Annotated in this window: 15 protein-coding genes and 1 pseudogene; 8 read left to right on the forward strand and 8 right to left on the reverse strand. The window is 66.0% G+C overall.

What is annotated here, in order from left to right; all coding sequences use genetic code 11:
• Nucleotides 1-124 precede the first annotated feature (124 nt).
• Nucleotides 125-253, forward strand: a pseudogene (locus KN815_RS19830) (TerD family protein); the annotation flags it as partial.
• 131 nt (nt 254-384) lie between these two features.
• Here the strand turns inward: KN815_RS19830 and KN815_RS19835 are convergent.
• Nucleotides 385-2,088: a DUF4209 domain-containing protein gene (locus KN815_RS19835; RefSeq protein ID WP_216343280.1), complete on the reverse strand. Its 1,704-nt coding sequence runs from the start codon at nt 2,086-2,088 to the stop codon at nt 385-387.
• Between the two features lie 199 nt (nt 2,089-2,287).
• Nucleotides 2,288-2,809: a hypothetical protein gene (locus tag KN815_RS19840; RefSeq protein WP_216343281.1), complete on the reverse strand. Its 522-nt coding sequence runs from the start codon at nt 2,807-2,809 to the stop codon at nt 2,288-2,290.
• Between the two features lie 425 nt (nt 2,810-3,234).
• Between KN815_RS19840 and KN815_RS19845 the strand changes: the two genes are divergently transcribed.
• A complete protein-coding gene (locus KN815_RS19845; protein ID WP_216343282.1) occupies nt 3,235-4,650 on the forward strand; it encodes a restriction system modified-DNA reader domain-containing protein in 1,416 nt (471 codons plus the stop codon).
• Nucleotides 4,651-5,684: 1,034 nt separating this feature from the next.
• Nucleotides 5,685-6,221: a hypothetical protein gene (locus tag KN815_RS19850; RefSeq protein ID WP_216343283.1), complete on the forward strand. Its 537-nt coding sequence runs from the start codon at nt 5,685-5,687 to the stop codon at nt 6,219-6,221.
• Here KN815_RS19850 and KN815_RS19855 read toward each other — a convergent pair.
• Complete coding sequence (locus tag KN815_RS19855; protein ID WP_253209099.1) at nt 6,178-6,969, reverse strand: IS5 family transposase; 792 nt, start codon at nt 6,967-6,969, stop codon at nt 6,178-6,180. The two genes, KN815_RS19850 and KN815_RS19855, sit on opposite strands and share 44 nt — an antisense overlap.
• Before the next feature lie 487 nt (nt 6,970-7,456).
• Here KN815_RS19855 and KN815_RS19860 point away from each other — a divergent pair, with 487 nt between their 5' ends.
• Nucleotides 7,457-8,089, forward strand: a complete 633-nt coding sequence (locus KN815_RS19860; protein WP_253209100.1) for a DUF2461 family protein — start codon at nt 7,457-7,459, stop codon at nt 8,087-8,089.
• Between the two features lie 221 nt (nt 8,090-8,310).
• On the opposite strand, the gene KN815_RS51560 is transcribed toward KN815_RS19860, so the two are convergent.
• From KN815_RS51560 to KN815_RS19880, 5 genes are all read right to left on the reverse strand, one after another.
• Nucleotides 8,311-8,439, reverse strand: coding sequence for a hypothetical protein (locus KN815_RS51560; RefSeq protein ID WP_301184603.1), 129 nt, complete (start codon nt 8,437-8,439; stop codon nt 8,311-8,313).
• A 61-nt stretch (nt 8,440-8,500) separates the two neighbouring features.
• On the reverse strand, nt 8,501-8,851 hold the full coding sequence (locus KN815_RS19865) for a hypothetical protein (RefSeq protein ID WP_216343284.1): 351 nt from the start codon (nt 8,849-8,851) through the stop codon (nt 8,501-8,503).
• A gap of 124 nt (nt 8,852-8,975) precedes the next feature.
• Nucleotides 8,976-13,016: a GDSL-type esterase/lipase family protein gene (locus KN815_RS19870; RefSeq protein ID WP_216343285.1), complete on the reverse strand. Its 4,041-nt coding sequence runs from the start codon at nt 13,014-13,016 to the stop codon at nt 8,976-8,978.
• Nucleotides 13,017-13,311: 295 nt separating this feature from the next.
• A complete protein-coding gene (locus tag KN815_RS19875; protein WP_211121255.1) occupies nt 13,312-13,587 on the reverse strand; it encodes a hypothetical protein in 276 nt (91 codons plus the stop codon).
• A 461-nt stretch (nt 13,588-14,048) separates the two neighbouring features.
• Complete coding sequence (locus tag KN815_RS19880) at nt 14,049-14,570, reverse strand: hypothetical protein (RefSeq protein WP_216343286.1); 522 nt, start codon at nt 14,568-14,570, stop codon at nt 14,049-14,051.
• Between the two features lie 791 nt (nt 14,571-15,361).
• Between KN815_RS19880 and KN815_RS19885 the strand changes: the two genes are divergently transcribed.
• Genes KN815_RS19885 through KN815_RS19900 form a run of 4 tightly spaced genes read left to right on the forward strand, consistent with a single transcriptional unit; the run spans nt 15,362 to nt 20,143 of the window.
• Nucleotides 15,362-16,240, forward strand: a complete 879-nt coding sequence (locus tag KN815_RS19885; RefSeq protein ID WP_216343287.1) for a nucleic acid/nucleotide deaminase domain-containing protein — start codon at nt 15,362-15,364, stop codon at nt 16,238-16,240.
• Nucleotides 16,237-17,943 (forward strand): WD40 repeat domain-containing protein, encoded by a 1,707-nt coding sequence (locus tag KN815_RS19890; RefSeq protein ID WP_216343288.1) that lies wholly within the window; start codon nt 16,237-16,239, stop codon nt 17,941-17,943. The genes KN815_RS19885 and KN815_RS19890 overlap by 4 nt, the downstream gene beginning before the upstream one ends.
• Nucleotides 17,924-19,543, forward strand: coding sequence for a nucleic acid/nucleotide deaminase domain-containing protein (locus tag KN815_RS19895; RefSeq protein ID WP_443732328.1), 1,620 nt, complete (start codon nt 17,924-17,926; stop codon nt 19,541-19,543). The genes KN815_RS19890 and KN815_RS19895 overlap by 20 nt, the downstream gene beginning before the upstream one ends.
• A gap of 45 nt (nt 19,544-19,588) precedes the next feature.
• Nucleotides 19,589-20,143, forward strand: coding sequence for an SUKH-4 family immunity protein (locus KN815_RS19900; RefSeq protein ID WP_216343290.1), 555 nt, complete (start codon nt 19,589-19,591; stop codon nt 20,141-20,143).
• The last annotated feature ends 20 nt before the right edge of the window (nt 20,144-20,163 follow it).

Consider the following 20,163-nt stretch of genomic DNA (forward strand, 5'->3'; position numbering starts at 1 on the left):
ACCGCCCTCCAGGTCGGCGAAGTCCCCGGACCTCGCCCCGCTACCCCTGACCGAGCGTCACTCTGATTACAGAGAGCTACTTGTCACTTCGCCGTAGCTTCGGGAGGACAGGGCCTCCTCGGGTGAGACCGTCACGATCGCGGTGGAGCTCTATCGCCACACGACCGGTTGGAAAGCCCGCGCTGTCGGACAGGGCTACGACACCGGCCTCGCGGGCCTGGCCGCCGACTACGGCATCAACGTCGAGGCCTGACGGCCGGAGGGGCCGCAGCATCCCGTGTGCGGGGAGAACGTCCATCTGAGGATGCTTTTGCCGAACAGCACTGCTGATTCGCCGAGACCATCCGCCTGTCCCCTATTTGATCCAGTTTGTCGGGAATCCATTCAGGGAGCGGGCTGGGTGACGGGCGCGGGGGTTCGATGGTCGTGGGCGTGGCTGAGCAGGTACAGCGCTGCCTGGAGGATGAGCGCGACGTGGTGCTTGGGTGGGGTGTCGATCAAGCCGTGGCAGATTTTGTTGCGCAGGTTCATGCCGCGGTCGGGGTCGACGAGGAGGAGTTCCAGCGCTCGGCTCCAATCCGCGGGGAACCCGGCGGCCGGCATGCTGCGGATGAGTGAGCCCAGTTGGTCGACGGTGCCGGGGGTCTGCCCCTTGGGCGCGGACACGATCGGGACCCGGGGGCGCAGGAGCTGTCTGAGGATCTGCTCGACCTGGGGCAGGGCGATGCATGCCGCCGCGTCGAGCTCCTCCAGCCAGAAGTAGCGGAAGGCGTGGGCAAGGGTTCGGGCGCGCGGCTGGGGCAGCACGGTGTCATGGGCCAGGGCGGAGATCAGCTCGGCCTCGTCGGGTGCGAAACGCTCGTGGATGTGGTCGAGTTGATGGGCGGTGAGGTGTCCGAGGATGTCCAGCGCGAGGACCTGCAGTTCGACGGCCTGGTTGTCGTCGGCGTCGACGGGCGGGGTGACCTGGACAGGTCCGGCAGTGTTGATGCGCGTGCGCGGAATCCGCAGCAGACCCTCCTGTACGCGCGCGTCGTCGGCCTGCTCGCGCATCGCCTGATGGACGTCTGCCGTGGTTCGCCACAGGGCGTCTCGCAAGTCTGCGGCGGCGTCGATGTGTGCTCGCGCCCCGTTGAACAGCGCACGCGGGAGAGCAAGTCCGCAACGGATGCGGGTCCATCCCAGGGAGTCGGGATCGGTGTTCTGCAGGGCCATCTCGGCACGCACCCGCAGCTCGGACAGCCCCCGGTCCCGTGCTTCGGTCGCGGCCTGGGTCAGCAGCAGGTGGCGACGGAATCCAGCGTTGACGTCGGCATCGGCGGCGTCGAGGAGAGCACTGACGATCTGGATGTCGATGTCGGTTCGGCGGGGCCCGGGTTCCGCCTTCAGCAGCTTGAGGAAGCCGACACGGGCGTATACATCGCCGGTATAGCGGCGTGCGGCGCGTTCCGCGAAGTCCCTGATGTCGTACCGCTGAACACGCAGTCCTTCCAGAAGGCCGTCCACGATCCCCGGATCGTCCTCGGTATCGGCCAGTACGCGTTCGACCAGGGCGACCATGTCCTCGGTGACGCGCTTGTGCAGGTCCTTCAGGTTGAAGGTCCGGGCGAGGTCTCCGGCCCAGCGTAGGCACTCACTCGCGCGTCGCAGTCCGGCAAAACGCCTCGGGGCGGCGAGCAGAAGCGGTGCCGCGTCCAGGTATCCGGCGGCCGCGCCCCGGGCGTGATCGTGCTTGCGGCCGTGTCCCGCGGCCAACAGCAGATGATGAAGGCGACCCCGGACGAACGGGGTGTTCACGGCATCGGCGTAGGCGCTCCAGATCTCCAACCGGGCGGCCGTGCCCTCGGGCAGGCTCGCAGAGCGCCCCTTGAGCGGGTCGCCGGGGAACGTCCCGGTGAAGCCCTGCGCCTTCCCAGTCCCCGATAGCCGAAGTCGCAGCGCAGCGAGCAGCGCGTCACGCTGCTGTGCGGCGGCCGTGGTCGTGTCGATGTCCGCGGCCGCGAGCACGACGGCGATGGCCTCATAGGAAACGGTTTCCTTCGCCGCTTCCATGAGGGCGCCAAGAACACTCGGTTCAACCTGCGGCATGGGAGCCTCACTTCCGTCGTCGCCAGTATCGGCACAGCTCCGGACCGGACCCCACCGATTTTCTCCCGCCTGGTTCTGCTCGGGCCCCCGAGACGCCTTCGACAGCGATGGAGAAGCGTTGAGGAGCGCTGATGCCTCTGCTGGACCCCCACGAAGGTGGGGATCCAGCAGAGGCATCAGGCAGCGATTCGGGCTTGGTCTACAGGGCAGTGCTGAGACGTTCGATCAGGACCCGTGCGGTCTCCTCACCCCCGGTCACGGCCCCGGCCGTGACCGCGCCTGTGGCGATCGGCGCAAGATAGCCCTTGAGTGCAGCCGCAGCACGCCGGATCACGCCACGGTCCGGCTCGGGCTGTACGACCTCGTTGAGGACCTCCTCGCCGACAGCCGAGGCATCTTCCAGGTCCTCGTCCGACACGCCAAGAATCGGAAGCTGCCTCAGCGTGTCTACCACGGCCTCGGCGATGGCCTCGAAGCCCGGGGCGATCGGATTGCTCTGGTCCTGATTTTGGCTCACGGAGTTATTGCCCCAGGCCAGTTGGGAACCGCGGACGTCGCCGTGGATGACCGGACCGTTGAAGACGTTCGTGTCGCCGAAGGACACATCCGGGTCCGCCTGCACTCTGGCGGTGACCGGGTACTTGTCCATCTCCCGCTGGATCTCCCCCATCATCTTCCGGATGCCCTGCCTGTTGATCTTGAATCCGCTGCTTCGAGCCACGAGGTATCTCCCTTGCTGATCGCGCTCCAGGCCAAGTGTCCCAGGGGGCAATGACAACAAGGCGTACTCCGTCGCCCACCCCGCTTCGGGAGCCATCGTCCGAGCGAGGGCTGCCGGGCCCTGAGCTCCTTCGTGTCTCCACAACCAGTGCGCGATGCCGGCGGGCCGGGGGGTATCGCAGGCTCAAGGCCGTCACATCCCAGGACCGGCTTGAGCGGCATCGAACGCTCCCCCGCGGTGTGCCTGGGTGCGTGTGGTCGGGCCGCACGCACCCAGCGGCGGAGCGGTGGCTTGTCCTGTATCCGCGAGGACGCCGGCCACGGTTGATGTGCCGCCTACCGCGCCTCGCCCGCGATTAGGATCGTCCCCGGTGGAATCAGGAGCAGCGGTTGCGCGCACGCGCGAGGAACGGGACGGGGCAGGTCATGAATGAGGCAGCAGAAGGCCCCCCGCCTTCCGCGCATCCGTACCTGCTGGACGGGCGGCGAGTGCGGATCGCAGACCTGCTGGCTGCCGGGCTGCTCACCGATCGGCAACCTCTGACGTTCACGCGGAAGAAGAAGGGCGAGCGGCACCAGGCAGAGGTGACACACGAACAGGGTGGCGCGATACGGCTCCTGCCCAGCGGGCAGATCTACCGCTCCCCCTCCACCGCCGCGCGCGCTGCCGTCGGGTACGGCAGCTTCGACGGCTGGACCGCGTGGCAGCTCGACGACGGACGTGACCTCGACGCCGTACGCCAGCAGCTCCTTGACCAGGCCGTGGAGGAGAGTGCACAAACGCCGCCCGAGGACGAGGACGCCGGTGATGAGCCCGCCACAGCAGCTCTGAGCGAGAAGGAGCGGCACCTGCGCCTGCAGGCCGCTCGGCAGGCAGCAGCCGAAAACCGGCCGCAGACACTGCTCGTGCGTGAGCTGCTGGGATGGTGGGGCGAGTACGGCCGCGGCATGGTGACGGAGAGGATCGAGACCGCCCTGGCCAACCACAGTCTCGTCACCGTGCCGCCTTTCACACAGGTCAGTCTTGAGACCGCGGTGCAGTTGCAGCGCGCGCCCGTCGAGGAGGAGCCCGGCGTTGATGTCCCGGCCCGGGATGATCTGGACGGTGGCGAGGAGCGGCCGGTGAGGGAGCCGGGGCCGACCGTGGGCACGATCGCCTCCGCCATGGGCGAGGTCGTGAGCATCAGCCCTCAGGCAACGCTCGAAAGCGCAGTGACCCTGCTGCTGTTGAACGACTTCTCCCAGCTGCCCGTCATAGCCGGCCACCAACTGAAGGGGGCGGTGACATGGAAGTCGATCGCCCAAGCCCGCCACCGTAAGGTTGACTGCACACTGACCGACGCGGTGGTCGACGCCCGGGAGGTCCGCTTCGACCACGATCTCGTCGATGTCCTGCCCATCCTGGCAGACACCGATTTCCTCCTCGTGCGCGGCGCCCGAGGCGAGATCGGCATTCTGACCGTCGCCGACGTCGCGCTCGCCTACGGCACGCAAGCCACCCCGTTCCTGCTCATCGGAGAACTTGACCGACGCCTGCGTGCCGTCATCACCGACCGCTTCGACCTGACCGATGTCACGGCCGTGTGCGACCGCGACAACTCCCGCCGCCTGACCTCGTTCGACCAGCTCACCTTCGGCGACTACCTGAGCGTCCTGGGCAACCGCCAGCGGTGGGAGGAGCTGGGCTGGCCACTGGATCGCGCGGCCTTCACCAAGCGCCTTGATGAGGTCCGTAAAATCCGCAACGACCTGATGCACTTCAACCCCGACCCGCTCCCCCACAATGCCGAGGCCAAGGTCCGCGGGGTCATCTCCATACTCCGGCAGTACGCCGACTGCTGACCCTGTCACCATGGCTCGCGCGAACGGACAGAGCCGATCGAGCAGCCGCAGCGGCCAGCACGCCCCCGCGGGCGCTGCGGGGAACGGGTCAGCCAAGGCTGCCGCAGCTGGGCAGGATCAGCACTCGCTCGACGCCAGGGTGATGGTGATCCAGTGCGGGAACAGGTCCCTGCCGTACCCGTACGGGAATGCTCGGCGGTCACGCTGAGGGAGGCCAGGTAGGAGCGGGCCGTGGCGGCACTGACCGGAGTGCGAAACCGGCGGTCGCGGCGGCCACACAGCAGGCGAGGATGGTACGGCGAGCGTTCTTACGCATGACGCCCAGGCCCGTAACGAGCTCGACCAACTGGTCGACCGGGTCCGCCATGACCACGAGACCATCGTGATCAGCGACACGGCGGCGCTCCTGCGGCGGCCCTGATCCCCGTCTGCGAACTTGCCGAGCTGCGGCGTCTACAGGAGGAAGCCGACATTGCCGAAGTCGATCACAGCAAGGCCGAGGGCGGACCGGGTAGTCATGCATGACGCGTTCATGGCCGAATTGGAGGCCGGTGACGTGCGGGCAGCCGCTTCATGCCCCTTGCGGTGATGCGACAACAGCAGGCCACTACGCGCTCGGGTAACTGCACCAACTCGACCTCCAGAGCGCCGAGGAGTGCGCTGCCGCAGTCCGCTCGGCGATGTTCCACACCCCATGCAGACCCGCCAGGCGTACGCACGGCGAGACTTCCCCCACTGGGCTGACCGGGGCCGCCACGGTTGTGATAGGTGCTGGTGCATCGTCCCGGAACTGGGAACACCCTGGCAAGGACGTCGTCTCCCGGATACAGCGCCGCTGGCGCCAGCGCGCAGCCCAGGGCGGTTCTCCTCTCGTGCGCGCCCGACCCGATCATGCTGCGCTGGCGGTGTCGCCGCGCCCTTAGTGGCTGTTGTCGTTCCGAATATGAGGGCGATGTTTTCGCTGGTCAGGCATAGGGTCGGTGATTCGGTGGGAGTGGTGGCGTGTCGTGTCGTCGTTCCCCGGGAGGTTGCGGATGCCGTCGGTCGTCGGACTGCTGGAACAGCACGAGCTCGCCGCTCGTCGTCGAGTCGACGGGTTGCGTGAGGAAGCCGATCGCATCCAGGCCGAGCTGGCCGCGGCCGAGCAGGAATGGCAGGAGTGGGCGATCGCCCGCAGGCGAGTGGGCACGGTCCTGGCTCCGGACGGCGGCAACATCGCTGATGAGGAGGCCGCCCCCGGCCCACGGGACGCGGACGCGCGCTCGGCGCCCAGACAAGCGGCGAAACCGAAGTCGCAGGTGCCCGTGTGGCGTGAGGGGCTGGCCTGGTCGGTACTGTCGGTGGACTATCAGCGCATCCTCGAAGTCCTCGCGGACCGGCACCGGCTCCATCAAGGACCGCTGACCTGCCAGGAGTTGGCCGTAATGTTCGGCCTGGATGCGGTGCCGGCCAAGGTGGAGGCGCTGCGGTCGAAGGCGAAACGTCTGGTCGCGCGGGGCTGGCTGGCCGAGCGGCAGCCGGGCCGGTTCACCCTCGCCCAGGGCCCGGATGGGCAAGGCGGCGCGTCATGAGCAGGGTCATCGACCAGTAGACCATCGCCTCGGCGCTGGCGGTGCGGCGTTCGAAGTCGCGCACCAGACGGCGGGTGCGCATCAGGTGGGCGAAGAACCGCTCGACGATCCACCGTTTGGGCAGCACCACGAAGCCGCGCATGTCGTCGCTGCGTTTCACGATCGCCAGGACCAGCGCGAGCGTGGTGAGGCAGTAGGCGATGAGGCCGCCGGTGTAGCCGCCGTCGGCCCAGACCAGTTCCAGCCGGTGGTGCACGTCGGCGACCTGCCCGAGCAGCACGTGGGCGGCAGTGCGGTCGCCGGTGTCCGCGGCGGTAACCATGACGCCCAGCAGCAGGCCGAGGGTGTCGACCACGACGTGTCGCTTGCGGCCGTTGACCAGTTTGCCGCCGTCGAAGCCGCGGCTGTCGGTACCGACGACGGCGTCCGCCTTGACCGACTGCGAGTCGATCACACCGGCCGTCGGTGCCGCGTCGCGGCCCAGCGTTTCGCGGACCTGTCCGCGCAGCCGGTCATGGAACTCCTTGACCAGGGCGTGGTCGCGCCAGCGGCGGAAGAACGCATACACCCGGTCTCTTGGCGGGAAGTCCACCGGCATCGCCCGCCACTTGATGCCGTTATCCACGAGGTAGCGGATCGCGTCCAGCATCGCGCGGTGGCAGTACCCCTCCGGCTGTCCACCCCGGCCGCGCAGCCAGGCCGGCACCGGAAGCAGCGGCCGGACCGTCTCCCACTCCGCGTCCGTCATGTCCGACGGATACCGCCGAACACGTTCCGGGTGATCGGCTGCGTTTCCGAACCGGTGGGCGAAACAGTCACACGACGGAGAGGCCGAGTTGAACTCCACCGGGGCGAGCACGTAGAACTGCGGCAACAGGGTCTCCTGGATCTCGGTTGGCTTCGCAACCCCGAGCTACCAAGAGGCCCTGCCTTCATGCCCGCGGCCAGCGGCGATCACCCGATCGAGACTCCCGTTCGACGCACACCCCTCAAGATCGGAACGACAACAACCACTGAGAGTTGCAGGCTGGCCGCACAGGGCTCGAGAAGTCCAGCCAGCCTCGATGGGGGCTCGTGAGGGGTTGGCACGCGTATGGCTGGGTGGGCGCCTTCTCCTGCACTGCCCTGCCGCTGACCCACGGCAATACCTCTCACACGTGTGGAGCTGCTCCTCCTTGCCCGTCGCACTACATCCTTGTCGGATCGTGGGTGGGTTAGTGGGTTATGGTGCCCGCATGAGCGGACGGTTCACCGGCTGGCCGGAGCGAGCCATGGACGTGTTGGCGCACCTGCAGGGCGAGCCATCACGCGTGGTGCGCGAGCAGTACCGCGCGGATCGCGAACGTCTCGTCCGGCAGCCGATGATCGCGCTGCTCAGTGATGTGACAGACGTCGATCCCCGGTACGAAGACTTCTCTGTCTGGCACTACCGCACAAACTCCTGGTGGTGGCAGCATCAGGGCGCGGTGATCCGGCTCGGCCGCAAAATTGAGATCGGTCTGCGGTTCGACCTGGACGGCCTGCGGATCCAGGGCGCTTGGTGGTATCCCGACCCTGGCCAGGTCAGCATGTTCCGCAAGGCCGTCGCCGCCGAGGGAAGCGGCCACGAACTCTCGGCCATCGTCGAGGACTTGAAGGCGAAGGGCTACGACATCTCCGGGGACGTGATGAAGCGCCCCCCGCGGGGTTATCCGTCCGACCACTCCCGCACGGACCTGCTGCGCCACCGTTCACTGATCGCTGCCTATCCCGGCGGCTGCGACGAGTGGCTCCACACTCCTGAGGCTGTCGGCAAAGTCCTCGCGGCCGCCGACGACCTCGACGCCATGCTCACGTGGCTGATCCGTTACGTGAACAGCTCCGCCTGACTCGAGAAGGACCAGGGTCGGCATACACCGTTCGGGAAACTGGCACACGTCGCTGACAGGAGAGGGACGCATACGGGACCATTTCTTCCCAGGCCGTCGCCGAGCTCAGGCCCCTGCTCACGCTAGGTGCATACAGGGCGCGCTGAGCGCGGCCGGACGCAGCGCTGGCGTGGACGGCGTCGGGTCCTGGCGCTGTCTGTCCTCCCCTCCCCGTGTCGCCATCATCTGGGCCTGACCGTGGCGATGAAGAGCCGGATGCCGATGGCAGCGTCGGGATCAGGACTGCGGAAGATGTCGATGTGCTCGATGTCGAAGCCGTACGTGTCGCGGAGGCTCGGCCGGCTGCTCATGCCCACGGGTCTGATGTGCCTGCCGGGGTACACCGATGACGGCCATACGGCCTTACTGTGGTTAACGGAAGAGCCGCGAGGCGGGAGCCAAAAGGGCTCCGACGGCCACCATGCCCGCGAGCAGTGGCACCGGTAGGTGGGCGCCTGGCGTGTACTTCAGGTGGTTGAGGTTGTATCCGGCTCCGAGCAACCAGAGCAGACTGCCGACTATGATCAGCAGGTAGTTGTCCCTTTCGCGGAGAATGCGCATTCCTGCCCAGAGCAGCAGCGGCATGACGAGTAAGATCCCCAGTACGAATGTGACCAGGTGGATTTCGTCGGGTATCCATGAGTCGTCGGAGTTTGCGCGGCTCTTGGCCCGTGCGGCGGCGTAACCGGCGCTGAGGATGAGGTGGCATGCGAGTACCGCCACAGCCGTGACTGCCGCTCCCTTGAGGGACTGTACCGCTCGGGACATATTTTATTCCACGCTTTCCATAGGCCGTGGGGTCCTGCGTACGGTACGCAGGACCCCACGGTTTCCACACGATGAGGTGTTACTCGTCCTTGAGTGTCTTCTCAAGGGAGTCGGCGTACAGACGGGCACCCGCCAGCTTGGGATGGAACGACTGCATGGACGGCTCGGGCAGGTCGTAGTCCGCCTTCGCCTGGCCGGATATCACGATGCCATGCACCGACTCCGGATCGCCACAGATCGCTTTGCCGGTGAACACTCCGCGCGGGTCGGAGAACACCGCCTTGGCTTTGTACTGTGAGTTGGCGTCGTCTACTGCGCCCTTCATCTCGTCGGCGAGGATGTCGGCGACGCTGTTGAGCCATTTACCCTCAACGTCCTCCATGCCGAGGACGCACGAACCGTTGTCCTCCAGAAGCCTGGGATAGCCCATGAGGACGATCTCGGCGTTGGGGGCCTTGTCGTGGATCGTCTTCAACGTTGCGGTGATGCGTGGCCGGATCTGTTCGTGGAGCCACTTCGGCGCCCATTCTTCCAGCCGTCCGGTGTCGCCACCGGTCTTCTCGCCGTTGTCCGGGTTGATGTTGTCCAGCGACTCGGCCTGGCAGTTCCATATGGTGGACAGGACGCACTTCTTGACGATGTCGGTGAACCGGGCGTCGTTGCCGCCGACGGACAGGGTGACCAGGCTGGTGTTCTGGTCGAGGTAGCCCTGCTTGAGTTGTGCGAGTTCGCTGCTCCTGCCTGTGTTGAGGATATTGAAGGTACGGGCGCCGGAGCAGGCGATGAAGTGGTAGTCCATGTTGGCGTCCAGGCTGTCGGCCAGCGCGCCGATTGATTTGCTGTAGCCCGGCAGGGTTGCCTGACGCGACCAGGCGATCTTGGATCTGTGGCAGGAGTTCTTCGACTTCGGTTCCGTCTTGTCGTAGTAGTCCGACTCGGCGTAGTAGTCCTTGCCGCCCGGCTCGGTCGCACCCTCACCTGAGGAGTACGAGTCGCCCATCGCGACGACGAAGTTCTTCGGCTTCGCGGACAGCGGCTGGAATGCCACGGAGTCCCAGGCGATGTCCTCATCTCCGGTGCCGTCTTGGGTGTCGCTGTCCAGCGAGACCGTTGGGGTGCCGGTGAAGTTGAACACGCCCAGGTCGACCCACTTGTTCTCCAGCACTCGCTGGGGGTGTACCCGGTAGGGGCTGGTCGAGTCGGTACCGCCGATCAGATAGGTGGCCTGACGGGTGTGGGCGCCGTGGTCGGGCATGTGGGCGTAGACGCGCATCCAGCCGCGCTTGGAGGAGTTCAGGGTCCAGGTGCCCTTGACGTACAGGCGCCCGCCGTCTTTGTCGTCGATCTTGGATCGGGTGTGGGCGAACCAGAAGTGGTTGCCGTTTCCCGCGCCGATCTGGTGCATGTCGATCCGGCCTGAAGCCGTGGCGAAGTCGAGGGCGAATGAGCCCTGCGAGGAGACCGCGCCGCACCGGCTCGAGGATCCCGCCGGGACTGTGCCGTTGGGCAGGTCGTCCACGATCAGCGCCCCGGCAGGGAGGCCGGTGTTGCAGCGTGGCGGATAGGAGTTCGCATCCGGCTGCTCGGGATAGGTGTCATCGAACCGGTGGATGGGGTTGCCGCACTCCGCGTTCTTGCAGTCTTTCCACGAGGCGGGCTCGTGGTACCAGCACTTCAGATACAGCGGGTTCTTGCTGGCATCCGGGTCGCCGGGTACGTCGCCGGGCAACGTGCAGGGGCCCTTGCCGGTGTCGTTGGACGCGCCAGTGCCGATTTTGAACTGATCGCAGTTGTTGGAGTCGTTGCAGAACTGTCCGAGAGGTGGCTTCGCCCGGGTGCGGGCTTCGGTGGTGTTCCACCAAGCGGCGCGGTATCCGGGCTGGAAGTCACCGGGAGCGAACATGGCCGAGATCGGGCGTGCGGCCCAGCCGATGACCTTTTCCTCGTACGGCCAGTCCTGGGGGTGCGAGGCGTGCGAGTAGTCGTCCTTGCCGCCGCCTGCTTCCAGGAACGGGGGGCGGTTGGCCTTCCACAGCGGGTTGGCGGGGTTGTTCGTCCAGCCCACGCCCCATTTCCCGGAGTTGCTGCCTGCCGTCGACTTGGGGTAGTAGCCGGCGTTGTAGGCCCACAGCGCGTAGAACCAGTTCTCGATGTACTTGGGGTCACCGCCGTTGATGGTGAGTCCGTCGGCGCGGGTATCGTTCCATTTCTCGATCAGGATGTTCACGCCCGCTGCGATGTTCGCGGAGTAGTCCAGGGCGACGGCCTCCTGCTGCACGGTCGTCTTGGGCTTCTCGTGATCCTTCTCCTTGCCGTGCATGCGCATGCCGTCGGTGACCTGGGTGACACCGTAACCGCAGTCGGCGTCAGCGAAGTTGATCGCCCATGGGTCCTTCTGATCGCCGCTGGCCGAGTACTTGATGCCGTAGTAGTTACCGATCAACGCGTTGCCCGTCACGCCCGGAACCACGGTGCGGGCGGCCTGCCACATGTTCGACTCCTGCGCGGTGACGCCGAGCATCACCTGCGCGGGAACGTGCCAGTCCGCCCCCGAGCCGCCCTTGAGCGTGGTGAGGGGGAACAGCGTCTGCGGCGCGTAGGCGGCCATGCCGGTGTTCTTCCAGTTTGCCGCGCGCGTGGCTCCCTTGTTGAGCTTGCCGACGACAGCCTGGTCCACTGCCCACTCGATCTGGCGCGGGGTGGGCTGGAACGCCTGCTTCTGCGCGTTGCCGCGTGGCACGGAGCAGTAGCGGTCCGGCTCGTCGGTCCCGCCGATCCGCTGTCGCCTGTCGGAGCCCGCGGCTGCGAGCACGGGGGAGGTTTCATTGCCCGCACGTGCCGACTTCGCTCCGCCGATTCGGTCGCCCGGAATGGCGTCCAGAACCGCGGTCCTGCCGGTGTCCAGTGTCTTCAGGGTGGTGCGGACGGTCCGCTCGGTCAGTGCCTCCTCGGGCCTGATGCGGGAGTCCTTCCCGTCTGCCCAGCGCGAGGTGACGGCAGCCTGTCCGCGGCTGGAGACGAAGGCGTCCTTGGCCAGACCCCCTGGGTTGTGCAGTGTTTTGGCGGCATGGTCGGTCGAGGTCGCCTTGCCGGTGACGTACACCTGCCCCGCGGGAGTTGCGGACAGGTCGAATTCCATCAGCCGGCCCTTGGCGAGGGAGGACGGCTCAGTCTTCGCGGCGCCGTTGCGCAGTTCCTCCGCCGTCACTCGGGAGACGGTCGCCGTGTCGTCCGCGGCCGCGCGCGCACTCTTGAGGGCCTTGGCATCGCGTGGCGTACGGTCGATGAAGGTGACGCCGCCGTCGGCGTCGGCCTTGAGCTCGAACGGGGTTGCCTTCGTGGTGGCGACCTCACGCACCGTTTCGCCGTTCACCTTGACGATGTGGTTACCGCGTGCCGCGGCGATGCCGCCGCTGACGGGGATGGCGGAGGTGACCTGGCCGGGCACGGTAGTTTTGGTCTCCACCTTGCCGGTGGCGGCGTCGACGGTGACCAGGCGGGTCTTCTCGCTCTTCGCCGAGTCGTCCGTCAGTGCGGTGAACACCGCATCATCCCCGTGACCGCAGCCAGGAGAGAAGTAGCCGAGAGTTGCCTGGAAGGGCAGTTTGGTGATCGTTCCGCTGTCCAGGTCGACGACGGCGGTGAACGCACCGCGCGTCATCATCTCAGGCTTGTTCGTGAAAGTACGCGGCGCGTAGGCGACGGCGGCGTACTTTCCGGAGGCGGTCACGCAGGCGTTGCCGATCCATGTGTCCGTGTCGAACCCGGTCTCCGACAGCGAAGCGGCGGTCCGCCAGCGGTAGCCGTCCTTCTCCACAGCGGTCAGGAGATGGAATCCGGTTCCGTCTCCCGAGGTCGTCCACGCTGTGTCATTCGACGTTCGGTAGTTCTTGCCGAGTGTCGCGGTTCGGTCCTTGACCGGGACCGACTGTGGCCGGTCTCCCGGCCTGGCACTGTCCGCATCGTCCGCGGCAGGGTTGCTCCAGCCGTTGGCGGCGTTCCGCGGAACGGCCGGGCCGTCGGCCGCGAACGCCTGGGCAGTGGTGGCGCCGGCGAGCAGTGCCAGGGTGACGGCTGTGGTCACCGATAAGCGAGCACGTCTGCGTCTACTTCGTCTCATGCTTCAACTCCATACGTATGGATGCTTTACCGTCCCCGTGTCTTTCCACGCGCGGCCACGGATGGTGGCTGGGAGGAACACTGATCAAGGCGTCTACCGTTTTTCGGTTCGCCTGACGGGGCATTGGGAGAATCCGTCCGAGGTCCTGGACGACTGGTTGGACGGTTTTCTGCGGACTCGCGACGTAGGTGAGCGTGCAGGCATGCCCCACTCATGCATGTATACACGGTGGGACATGGTGGAGATACCGACGCGGCGACTCCCGCGTCTTATTGACGCGGGAGTCGCCTCGGTATCAGCGGAGATGCTTTGACTTGGTGCTCTTTACGATGGTCACCTGGGGGTTCTTCGGAACCGGGCTCCCAGAATCCCGTGCGGTGAGTTCGGCGGGCCACGAAGTCCCGGGATACAGGCCGACCGCTTCGCTCTTCATGCGAACCGTCGCATCAAAGCCATGATCGCCGGTAACGCGGACGGCGACTTCGTAGAACGCACGTTGATCGCCACGATTGGTGATCTTTATCGGCACCGTTAAAGCGGATCCGCTGCGTACGGGCTTGAAGACCGTCACATCCCCCTGCCTCGTCACAGGATGGCTGAAGTGCTCGCCTTCCTTGGGCTCCCCCGGCGTGACCGGAACGCCGCTTGGAGCCGCAGCGGCCCGTTCTTTGCCTGCCTCCTCTTGGGCTCTCTGCTCAGCCGTCTGAGGAGTGGGGGAGCTTCCTGCCGCTGATGCGGAAGGGTCGCCAGCGCCCGATGAGGAAGGTGATTCTGTGGCGTTCAAGGCCCTTGAGGGCGGTGCCGTGGCAGCGCTTGAGTCATCCCCATCGGCGCCGCACGCAGTGGTGAGGACGCCGGCTGACAACATCAGCACGGTGAGAGTGAGTGCCGAACCGCGTGCTCCCGGCCGATGGCGCGTGAGGGCGGAGTGTTGTGCCGGTGTGTGCATGTTTCCGTTCCACTGCTAGGCAACGTGACTTGGACCTGATTATCGTGCGGTCGACGCACAATTCTCGTGCGCAGGGTCAATTCTCAGCCGCAGAAGGGGCCGCGTACCGCGTCGATGATCGCCACGCCACTGCTGTTCTTCATGATCGCTGTGATCTGAGGACAGTTATTCATGCGTACCGGACCGGCGTACTGAGTGAAGTTACCCTCATCGGTGTCGCACCTGGGGCTGGACACCTTGTTCTCACAGATCTTGAGCTTCATGTGCCTGGCGCCCTCGAGGTTGTTGTCGAAGAGCGCACAGGCGTAGTTGCTCGGTCCGGTGCCACCCTTGACATAGCTGAAAAGGGTCCCGAACCTCCGATCGTCAGGCAGCAGATCGACGCTGTAGAGCTCATAGCCCGATCCGCAGAGAACGGCCATCGCTTGGACCTTCTCCGGATTTTGCGCAGCGATTGCACGCGTGGTGGCGTCGGCCTGAGCCGAAACCTTGACGCTGGGCTGCGACGTGTCAGCGGCCACTGCTTGCGGGGCAATCAGCCCCAGGGCAGCAATCGAAGCCACTGCCACAGCGGCGCCTAAGCCAGACCTCCGGCTGCTGGTCATACGTGTCCCCTCCCATGAAGTGAAACGGAATCAGGGCTGCGCGAAGAGAACTCGCTTGAACCCCCCGGTTCAGACGCGCGGCAGCCCTTGAAGGCGGGCCTGAGACTACGGATCGAATGAGATTCCGAAAAGACTGGTGACCGGCGACCACCTCCCGCCAGCTCACCTTTTGGTGACCTACGGTAACGACACCTGCCCCCGCGAGGTCCACTGCAACAAATCACCTCAGCAGATGAGGTCTAAACCACTACCAACAGTCACTCTGTGTCCTTCGTCACAAACGGCATCGTCTGCAGTCAGGCGTCACTCTTCACCAAGATGTAGCGCTAACTGGGCGGCTGCAATGACATGTCCGCCTTGCACTATTGACGACGCGGTCAGCGAGATCCGCCGCCCCGATCGGCTCAAGATCGCGCTCCAGCTCCAGAGGCGCGCCGGTCACCGGGACCGCGGGCATGTGCCTCCGCAGACGACGCAGCGGGGTCACCACTGTGCCGTCGGCCCGGAACGGAGTAGTCAGCAAGCCCCATGCCCAGCCGACGGGCATGCGCCTGCGGTACCTGGTCGGAGAGCACCGGCGCGATGGAGCCTCCCGGTCCTCTGATCGGAATTCATCCGCACCCCGGCGCAGTTGCTCCAGGCGATTCATGCCATGCAGCTTGAGGCCGACGGCCTCTCCTCGCATCGACGTGAGGTTGTGGAGTTCCTCTATGGCGATCGCCTGGTTCTGATACGGCATGCGTGCCGACTAGGGTCTATGCCGTCTGCTGGCCTGCTGTGAGAGGTATCTGATGTCTGAGCCTGCCTCGGATCCTTCCGTGGCTCATTTTGGAACCGATGGGATGCGCCGGTTCAGCGTTTCCGGTGTGTATGGGACCCGGCTGCCCGAGGCTGTCCTCGAGAGGCTTGAAGGCTCGGGTGTGCCGTTGCACGTTGCCCCGTACTTCACAGCCGCCAGCCCGTCAGACGCCATCCCCCTCGCCGTCTTCGCCGGCCACCACAATCTGCCTGCGCCGTCTGCCGAGATGGAGGGGTGGGTGCGGATCGGGACGGACGGCTATGCCCAGCTGTGCGTGCGGCCTGATGGCGCCGTGCAGGCAGTGCTCCTCGGACATGACGAGGAGGATGTGTTCGTCAGTTCTGACGTTGCCGCGTTCACTGCGGCGCTTGCGGTGCTTGATCGCCGGATGCCGGTGCTCGCCGCCTCCCCTGGGCTGCGGGTGGCCGCAGCGGCCTTTCGGGAGCTGAACGCGGAGTTGCGCCAGCTCGATGATGCCGCGTTCGTGGAGCGCGAGAGCTGGTGGCGGCGGGTCCTGGACGATGTGCGGCACACTCTCAACTTCCCGTTCTCGTCGGCGTTCGAGTACATCGACGCTGCGGGCGGAAAGCAGATCGTGACGGACGCGACCGGGCCGGGGCGTGCCCATCCGGAGGAGTTGGTGTGGCAGCGCCTGTCCGCCGAGGGCGTTGCTCCCGAGCAGGTGCGCCGGGTGTACTGCGAGCTGGAGCCGTGCATGATGCCGGGGCACTATTGCGCGGTGTGGCTGCAGCGTACTTTTCCGCATGCGGAATTCACGCACAGCTTTGACTACGGCTCCGACGCGGATTCGCGTGAGGAGGGTCTCAGGGGGCTGATCACGTTCGCCGCCCAGCAGGCAGAGCGTCAGTGAACGACCAGAAGTGGGAGCGTCCTGCGGCCGGGCGGGAGCCGGCGGCGGCTGCTTTGCTGGCGTGGCTGGCCGACCCGGCGGCACCTCGGATGTGCCTGGTCACGGGGAGCACTGGCTGCGGTAAGTCCGCCTTGCTGGCCTGGCTGGTGGCGCATGGATCGCGTCCCGGTACGCCGCCGGAGCGCCGGGTGCACGCGGTGGTCCCGTTGCAGGGCCTTGGGGTGCGAGGGGCAGTGTGGATGCTGGCTGATCAGCTGGGGGTGGTCGCACGCGCTCCCGGGGAGTTGGTGGCAGCTCTGGCAGCCGACGAGCGGGCGGTCACGATCGTATTGCCGGATCTGGATGGTTCCGCGGCCCCTGAGGAACTTGGCGATCTCGCGGTGGCGCTGGTGGGGCTTGGGCACGTACGTCTGCTGGTCGAAGCGGTCAGCGGCAGTCCCGCGGTCCTACGGTTGGGCTCGCGCGCGCCTGCCGTGATGAACCTCGATCATGGTCAGTGGACCGATCTTGAGCGCTTGGCGGCCTGGCGGGCCGCTATGCCCATGACCGCACCGTCTCCGGAGCCGGACGCGGAAGCCACTGAGGGAGGAAGCCAGCCGGATTTAGATGATCCCGCCCAGGTCATCAGCGGAGACCCGCTGAAGGTGACCACCTGGTACGAGACCAGCTACACGGATCACGCAGGGCTGCGTACCGCCTGGCTGCGCGCCGGCCAGTCCCTCAGCAACGAGTCACGCCCAGCCCACCGTGCACTGGTCCTCCAGGCTGCCCTCGGTGACAGGGCCGACCCGCGGCTGTCAGAGGATCTGTCGGCGCTTGCTGCCGACGCTCCCTGGCGCATGGTCTGGAGCCGGGTCAGCGGCGAGGTCAGCCCTCCGTGGCCCGGTCCCGCCTTCGCGCTGGCGGCTGGGCACGGAGTGCTTGAGGGCGAGCTCCTGGTGGCCGACCATCAGGGTGTCGTGCGCAGGATCAGCGCGGCTGACGGGAGCCCCTCAGGCCGCCTGCCGCGGCCCATTCCTTCGGCGGGCACGCTGACCACGCTGCCGGACGGGACGGTGCTCGCGCTGGACCGGCAGGGCCATCTGGACGTTGAGCGCGTCCCTTCGGCACCGAGGCCTTCGGGGATCGAGGCCTTTTTGTCCAGTAAGCCAACGCCTGTCGAGCAGTTGGCCGAGACGGCGCGGGAGCATCTGTCCCGGCATCCCGGCCGCGCCCTGGGAGCATCCTTCACGTGCCTGGCTGCTGGTGACAGCACTGGCTCCGTCCATGCTTTCGGTCCGCAGAGCACGGTGCCTCAGCCCTGTGTGGCCTCTCTGCATCGGGGGCCGGTGACTGCACTGGCCGTCCTTGAGCTGGGGGTGTCCGAGGGCGAGGAAGCTGTGCCGTTGCTGTACAGCGGCGGGGTGGATGGCCTGGTGCGTGCCTGGTCCCCCGGCAGAGAGCCGCTGGATTCTCCTGTTGCCGCCCGGCCGTTTCCGGTCACGGCGTTGACTGCCACGCGGACCTCTGGCGGAGCCGTACTGGCCATCGCGTGGGCGGATGGCCTGGTTGAGTACCACGTTCCGGGCTCCGGGCAGGTGCGTACTTTCCGTCCCGGCCCGCCGGTCCTTTCGCTCGCGGCAACTGCCGCTGGTCACCTGGTGGTTGGCGCTGACGAGATGGTCGTGTGTCTGCGTCCCGTTGGTGTGGGAGCAGGGGCTTGATCTGCGCGGTAGTTGCTTGACGCCATGTCATTTATATGACAAGTGTGGGCTGGTTGGCTTTACCGGGGGGGGACCAGGACGTGGGGAAGAAGCTGCCCGACGACCTCGTCGAGGTGCTCGACCTCGTCGGCGTCGCAATATCGACGAAGACGAAGTCCGCGACACCGCGAAGGACTACCGCCACCTGGCCGACGGCATCCGCGATGTCATCGTGGAGGGCAACAAGGCCTGTTCCCACCTCGTCGCCGGCCGCAGCAAGGGCAAGACCGTCGACGCCATCGACCGGCGCTGGGGCAAGCTGACCACCAAGGACCTGTCCACGTTCGTCAAAGCGCTCGACGCTCTCGCCGACGCTCTCGATGACTGCGCGGGTTTCATCGAAGGCTGCAAGATCGCGTGCATCGCCGAACTGAGCGCCACCGCTGCGACCGCTACCGCAGGCATCATCGGCATGTTCTTCACCGCCGGCCTGAGCGGCCTGCTCAGCGCCGGCGCCATCGCCGCCTGCCGCCTGGCCCTGCACGAGGCAATCAACCACGCCATCTCCGAGATCGCCTCGATCGTCACCGACAAGATCGAGCTGGTAATCCTCGACAAGATCGAGGCCCTGTTCACCGATCAGCTCGACGCCCACGACGACAACGACCTCTCCCGCTACGCCGCCGGCAGCGCCGATATGGCGCAGGACCTGGTCATCGAGTTCGACGAGTTCGAGAAGGCCTCAGGCGGCTACGACGAGACCAAGCGCAACTTCGACAAGAAGAAGAGCCTTCACAAGACGGGCGGATCCAAGCGCCGCAGCTCGGTGAAGAAGGACAGCCGCTTCCACAAGCTGGCCACCGTGATGGACAAGGCCGAGGACGCCGTCGACAAGAAGGCTGACGAGACCGTCCACGTCCTGGAGAAGCACGGCGGCAAGATCGACGAGAGCAAGAAGGGGCACAAGAAGAACGACGAGAAGACCAAAGAGGAAATCGACAGGTGCAGGGGCGATAACGACACGCGCATGTACCTGCTCAGTACCGACGGAACCGTCCAGCGTCTGGACGCCGACGGCGATCTGCACCGCCTCGACAGCACCGACAAGGACCGTCTCGGCGGCATCCTCGACAACGGCAGGGTGTGGCGTCCCCAAACACGGCGCGACCAAGACGACACCAAAGTTCCCAACACCCACACCGGGAAGGTCCGCTCCACCAAGGTCGACCCCTACACAGACGAACTCGGGCAGGCCACCCAAGCCGCCCGTTATGCGCGTAACGACTACAGCGGGAACAATTACGCCGCAGGCCGCTACATCGACCCTGACGGCAAAGGAGAGAGCATCCTCGTCGGCTACAGCGAGAAGAGCATGCACTCCGAACGCTCCATCGGCTATCCCCTCCTGCACAACGGGAAGCAATCAGGCCTCAAAGAAGTCTTCACCGAACGCGAGCCCTGTCAGCTCAAACCCAGCTGCGACCGGTGGCTGGACCGTCACTTCCCGCAGGCCAAGACGGTGCATCACACGAACGACTACGACCAGACCGTCCCCCGGCATCGCCGTGACCTGGAGCACCAGAAATATATGGAGGAGCTCCAGAAAGCCCACGGCCGCTAGTATCGGCCTCCACTCCCCCGTAACGAAACACACTGAGGTCCCCGCATGAGCTTCGCTGTCTCCCCGGACGAACTCATCAGCACGTTCGGCTTGTCGGGCGTCGTGTACTTCCCGCGCTACGAGTCACCGCACAACCGCCTCGACACACGGACCGCCAGCTTCCTCAGCAGCGTCGGCCTCCCGGATGAGGAGTGGTTCAAGTCCAAGGCCAGCGTCGGCCAGGACGAGTCGGTCAGCCTGGCCGAGTGGTTCGGACCTGAGGACGGCACCCTGCCCAAGGAGTGCCAGGCATGGCTGGTGCTCGGCTACTTCTCCGCCTCCGTCATCGCCCTCGACCCCGAGAACGGCAAGGTGTACGCATTCGGCGAGGGTGAACCCCTCGACTCCTACACACAGCTCCACCGCGACGTCGAGTCCCTCGTCTACGCCCTGCACCTGTTCAAAAAGTTCGACGAACAAGAGCGGGATGACGACGCCGACATCGAAGAGCAAGCCGACCAGCTGCGGGCGCAGATCGAAGCCTTCGACACACTGCCGTTTGAGAACGAGCAATCACAGTGGAACCTCGTCCTCGACGAGGTCATCGAAGGCATCTGGTAGACCGACACTGAAATCACCCC

The sequence above is a fragment of the Streptomyces niphimycinicus genome (genome assembly GCF_018883605.1).
Lineage (GTDB): Bacteria > Actinomycetota > Actinomycetes > Streptomycetales > Streptomycetaceae > Streptomyces > Streptomyces niphimycinicus.

Bases quoted from the DNA above. Each gene is read 5' to 3' on its own strand.
- KN815_RS19835 (WP_216343280.1), bottom strand. From the start codon at position 2,088: ATGCCGCAGGTTGAACCGAGTGTTCTTGGCGCCCTCATGGAAGCGGCG.
- KN815_RS19845 (WP_216343282.1), top strand. From the start codon at position 3,235: ATGAATGAGGCAGCAGAAGGCCCCCCGCCTTCCGCGCATCCGTACCTG.
- KN815_RS19850 (WP_216343283.1), top strand. From the start codon at position 5,685: ATGCCGTCGGTCGTCGGACTGCTGGAACAGCACGAGCTCGCCGCTCGT.
- KN815_RS19855 (WP_253209099.1), bottom strand. From the start codon at position 6,969: ATGACGGACGCGGAGTGGGAGACGGTCCGGCCGCTGCTTCCGGTGCCG.
- KN815_RS19860 (WP_253209100.1), top strand. From the start codon at position 7,457: ATGAGCGGACGGTTCACCGGCTGGCCGGAGCGAGCCATGGACGTGTTG.
- KN815_RS51560 (WP_301184603.1), bottom strand. From the start codon at position 8,439: ATGAGCAGCCGGCCGAGCCTCCGCGACACGTACGGCTTCGACATCGAG.
- KN815_RS19870 (WP_216343285.1), bottom strand. From the start codon at position 13,016: ATGAGACGAAGTAGACGCAGACGTGCTCGCTTATCGGTGACCACAGCC.
- KN815_RS19880 (WP_216343286.1), bottom strand. From the start codon at position 14,570: ATGACCAGCAGCCGGAGGTCTGGCTTAGGCGCCGCTGTGGCAGTGGCT.
- KN815_RS19885 (WP_216343287.1), top strand. From the start codon at position 15,362: ATGTCTGAGCCTGCCTCGGATCCTTCCGTGGCTCATTTTGGAACCGAT.
- KN815_RS19900 (WP_216343290.1), top strand. From the start codon at position 19,589: ATGAGCTTCGCTGTCTCCCCGGACGAACTCATCAGCACGTTCGGCTTG.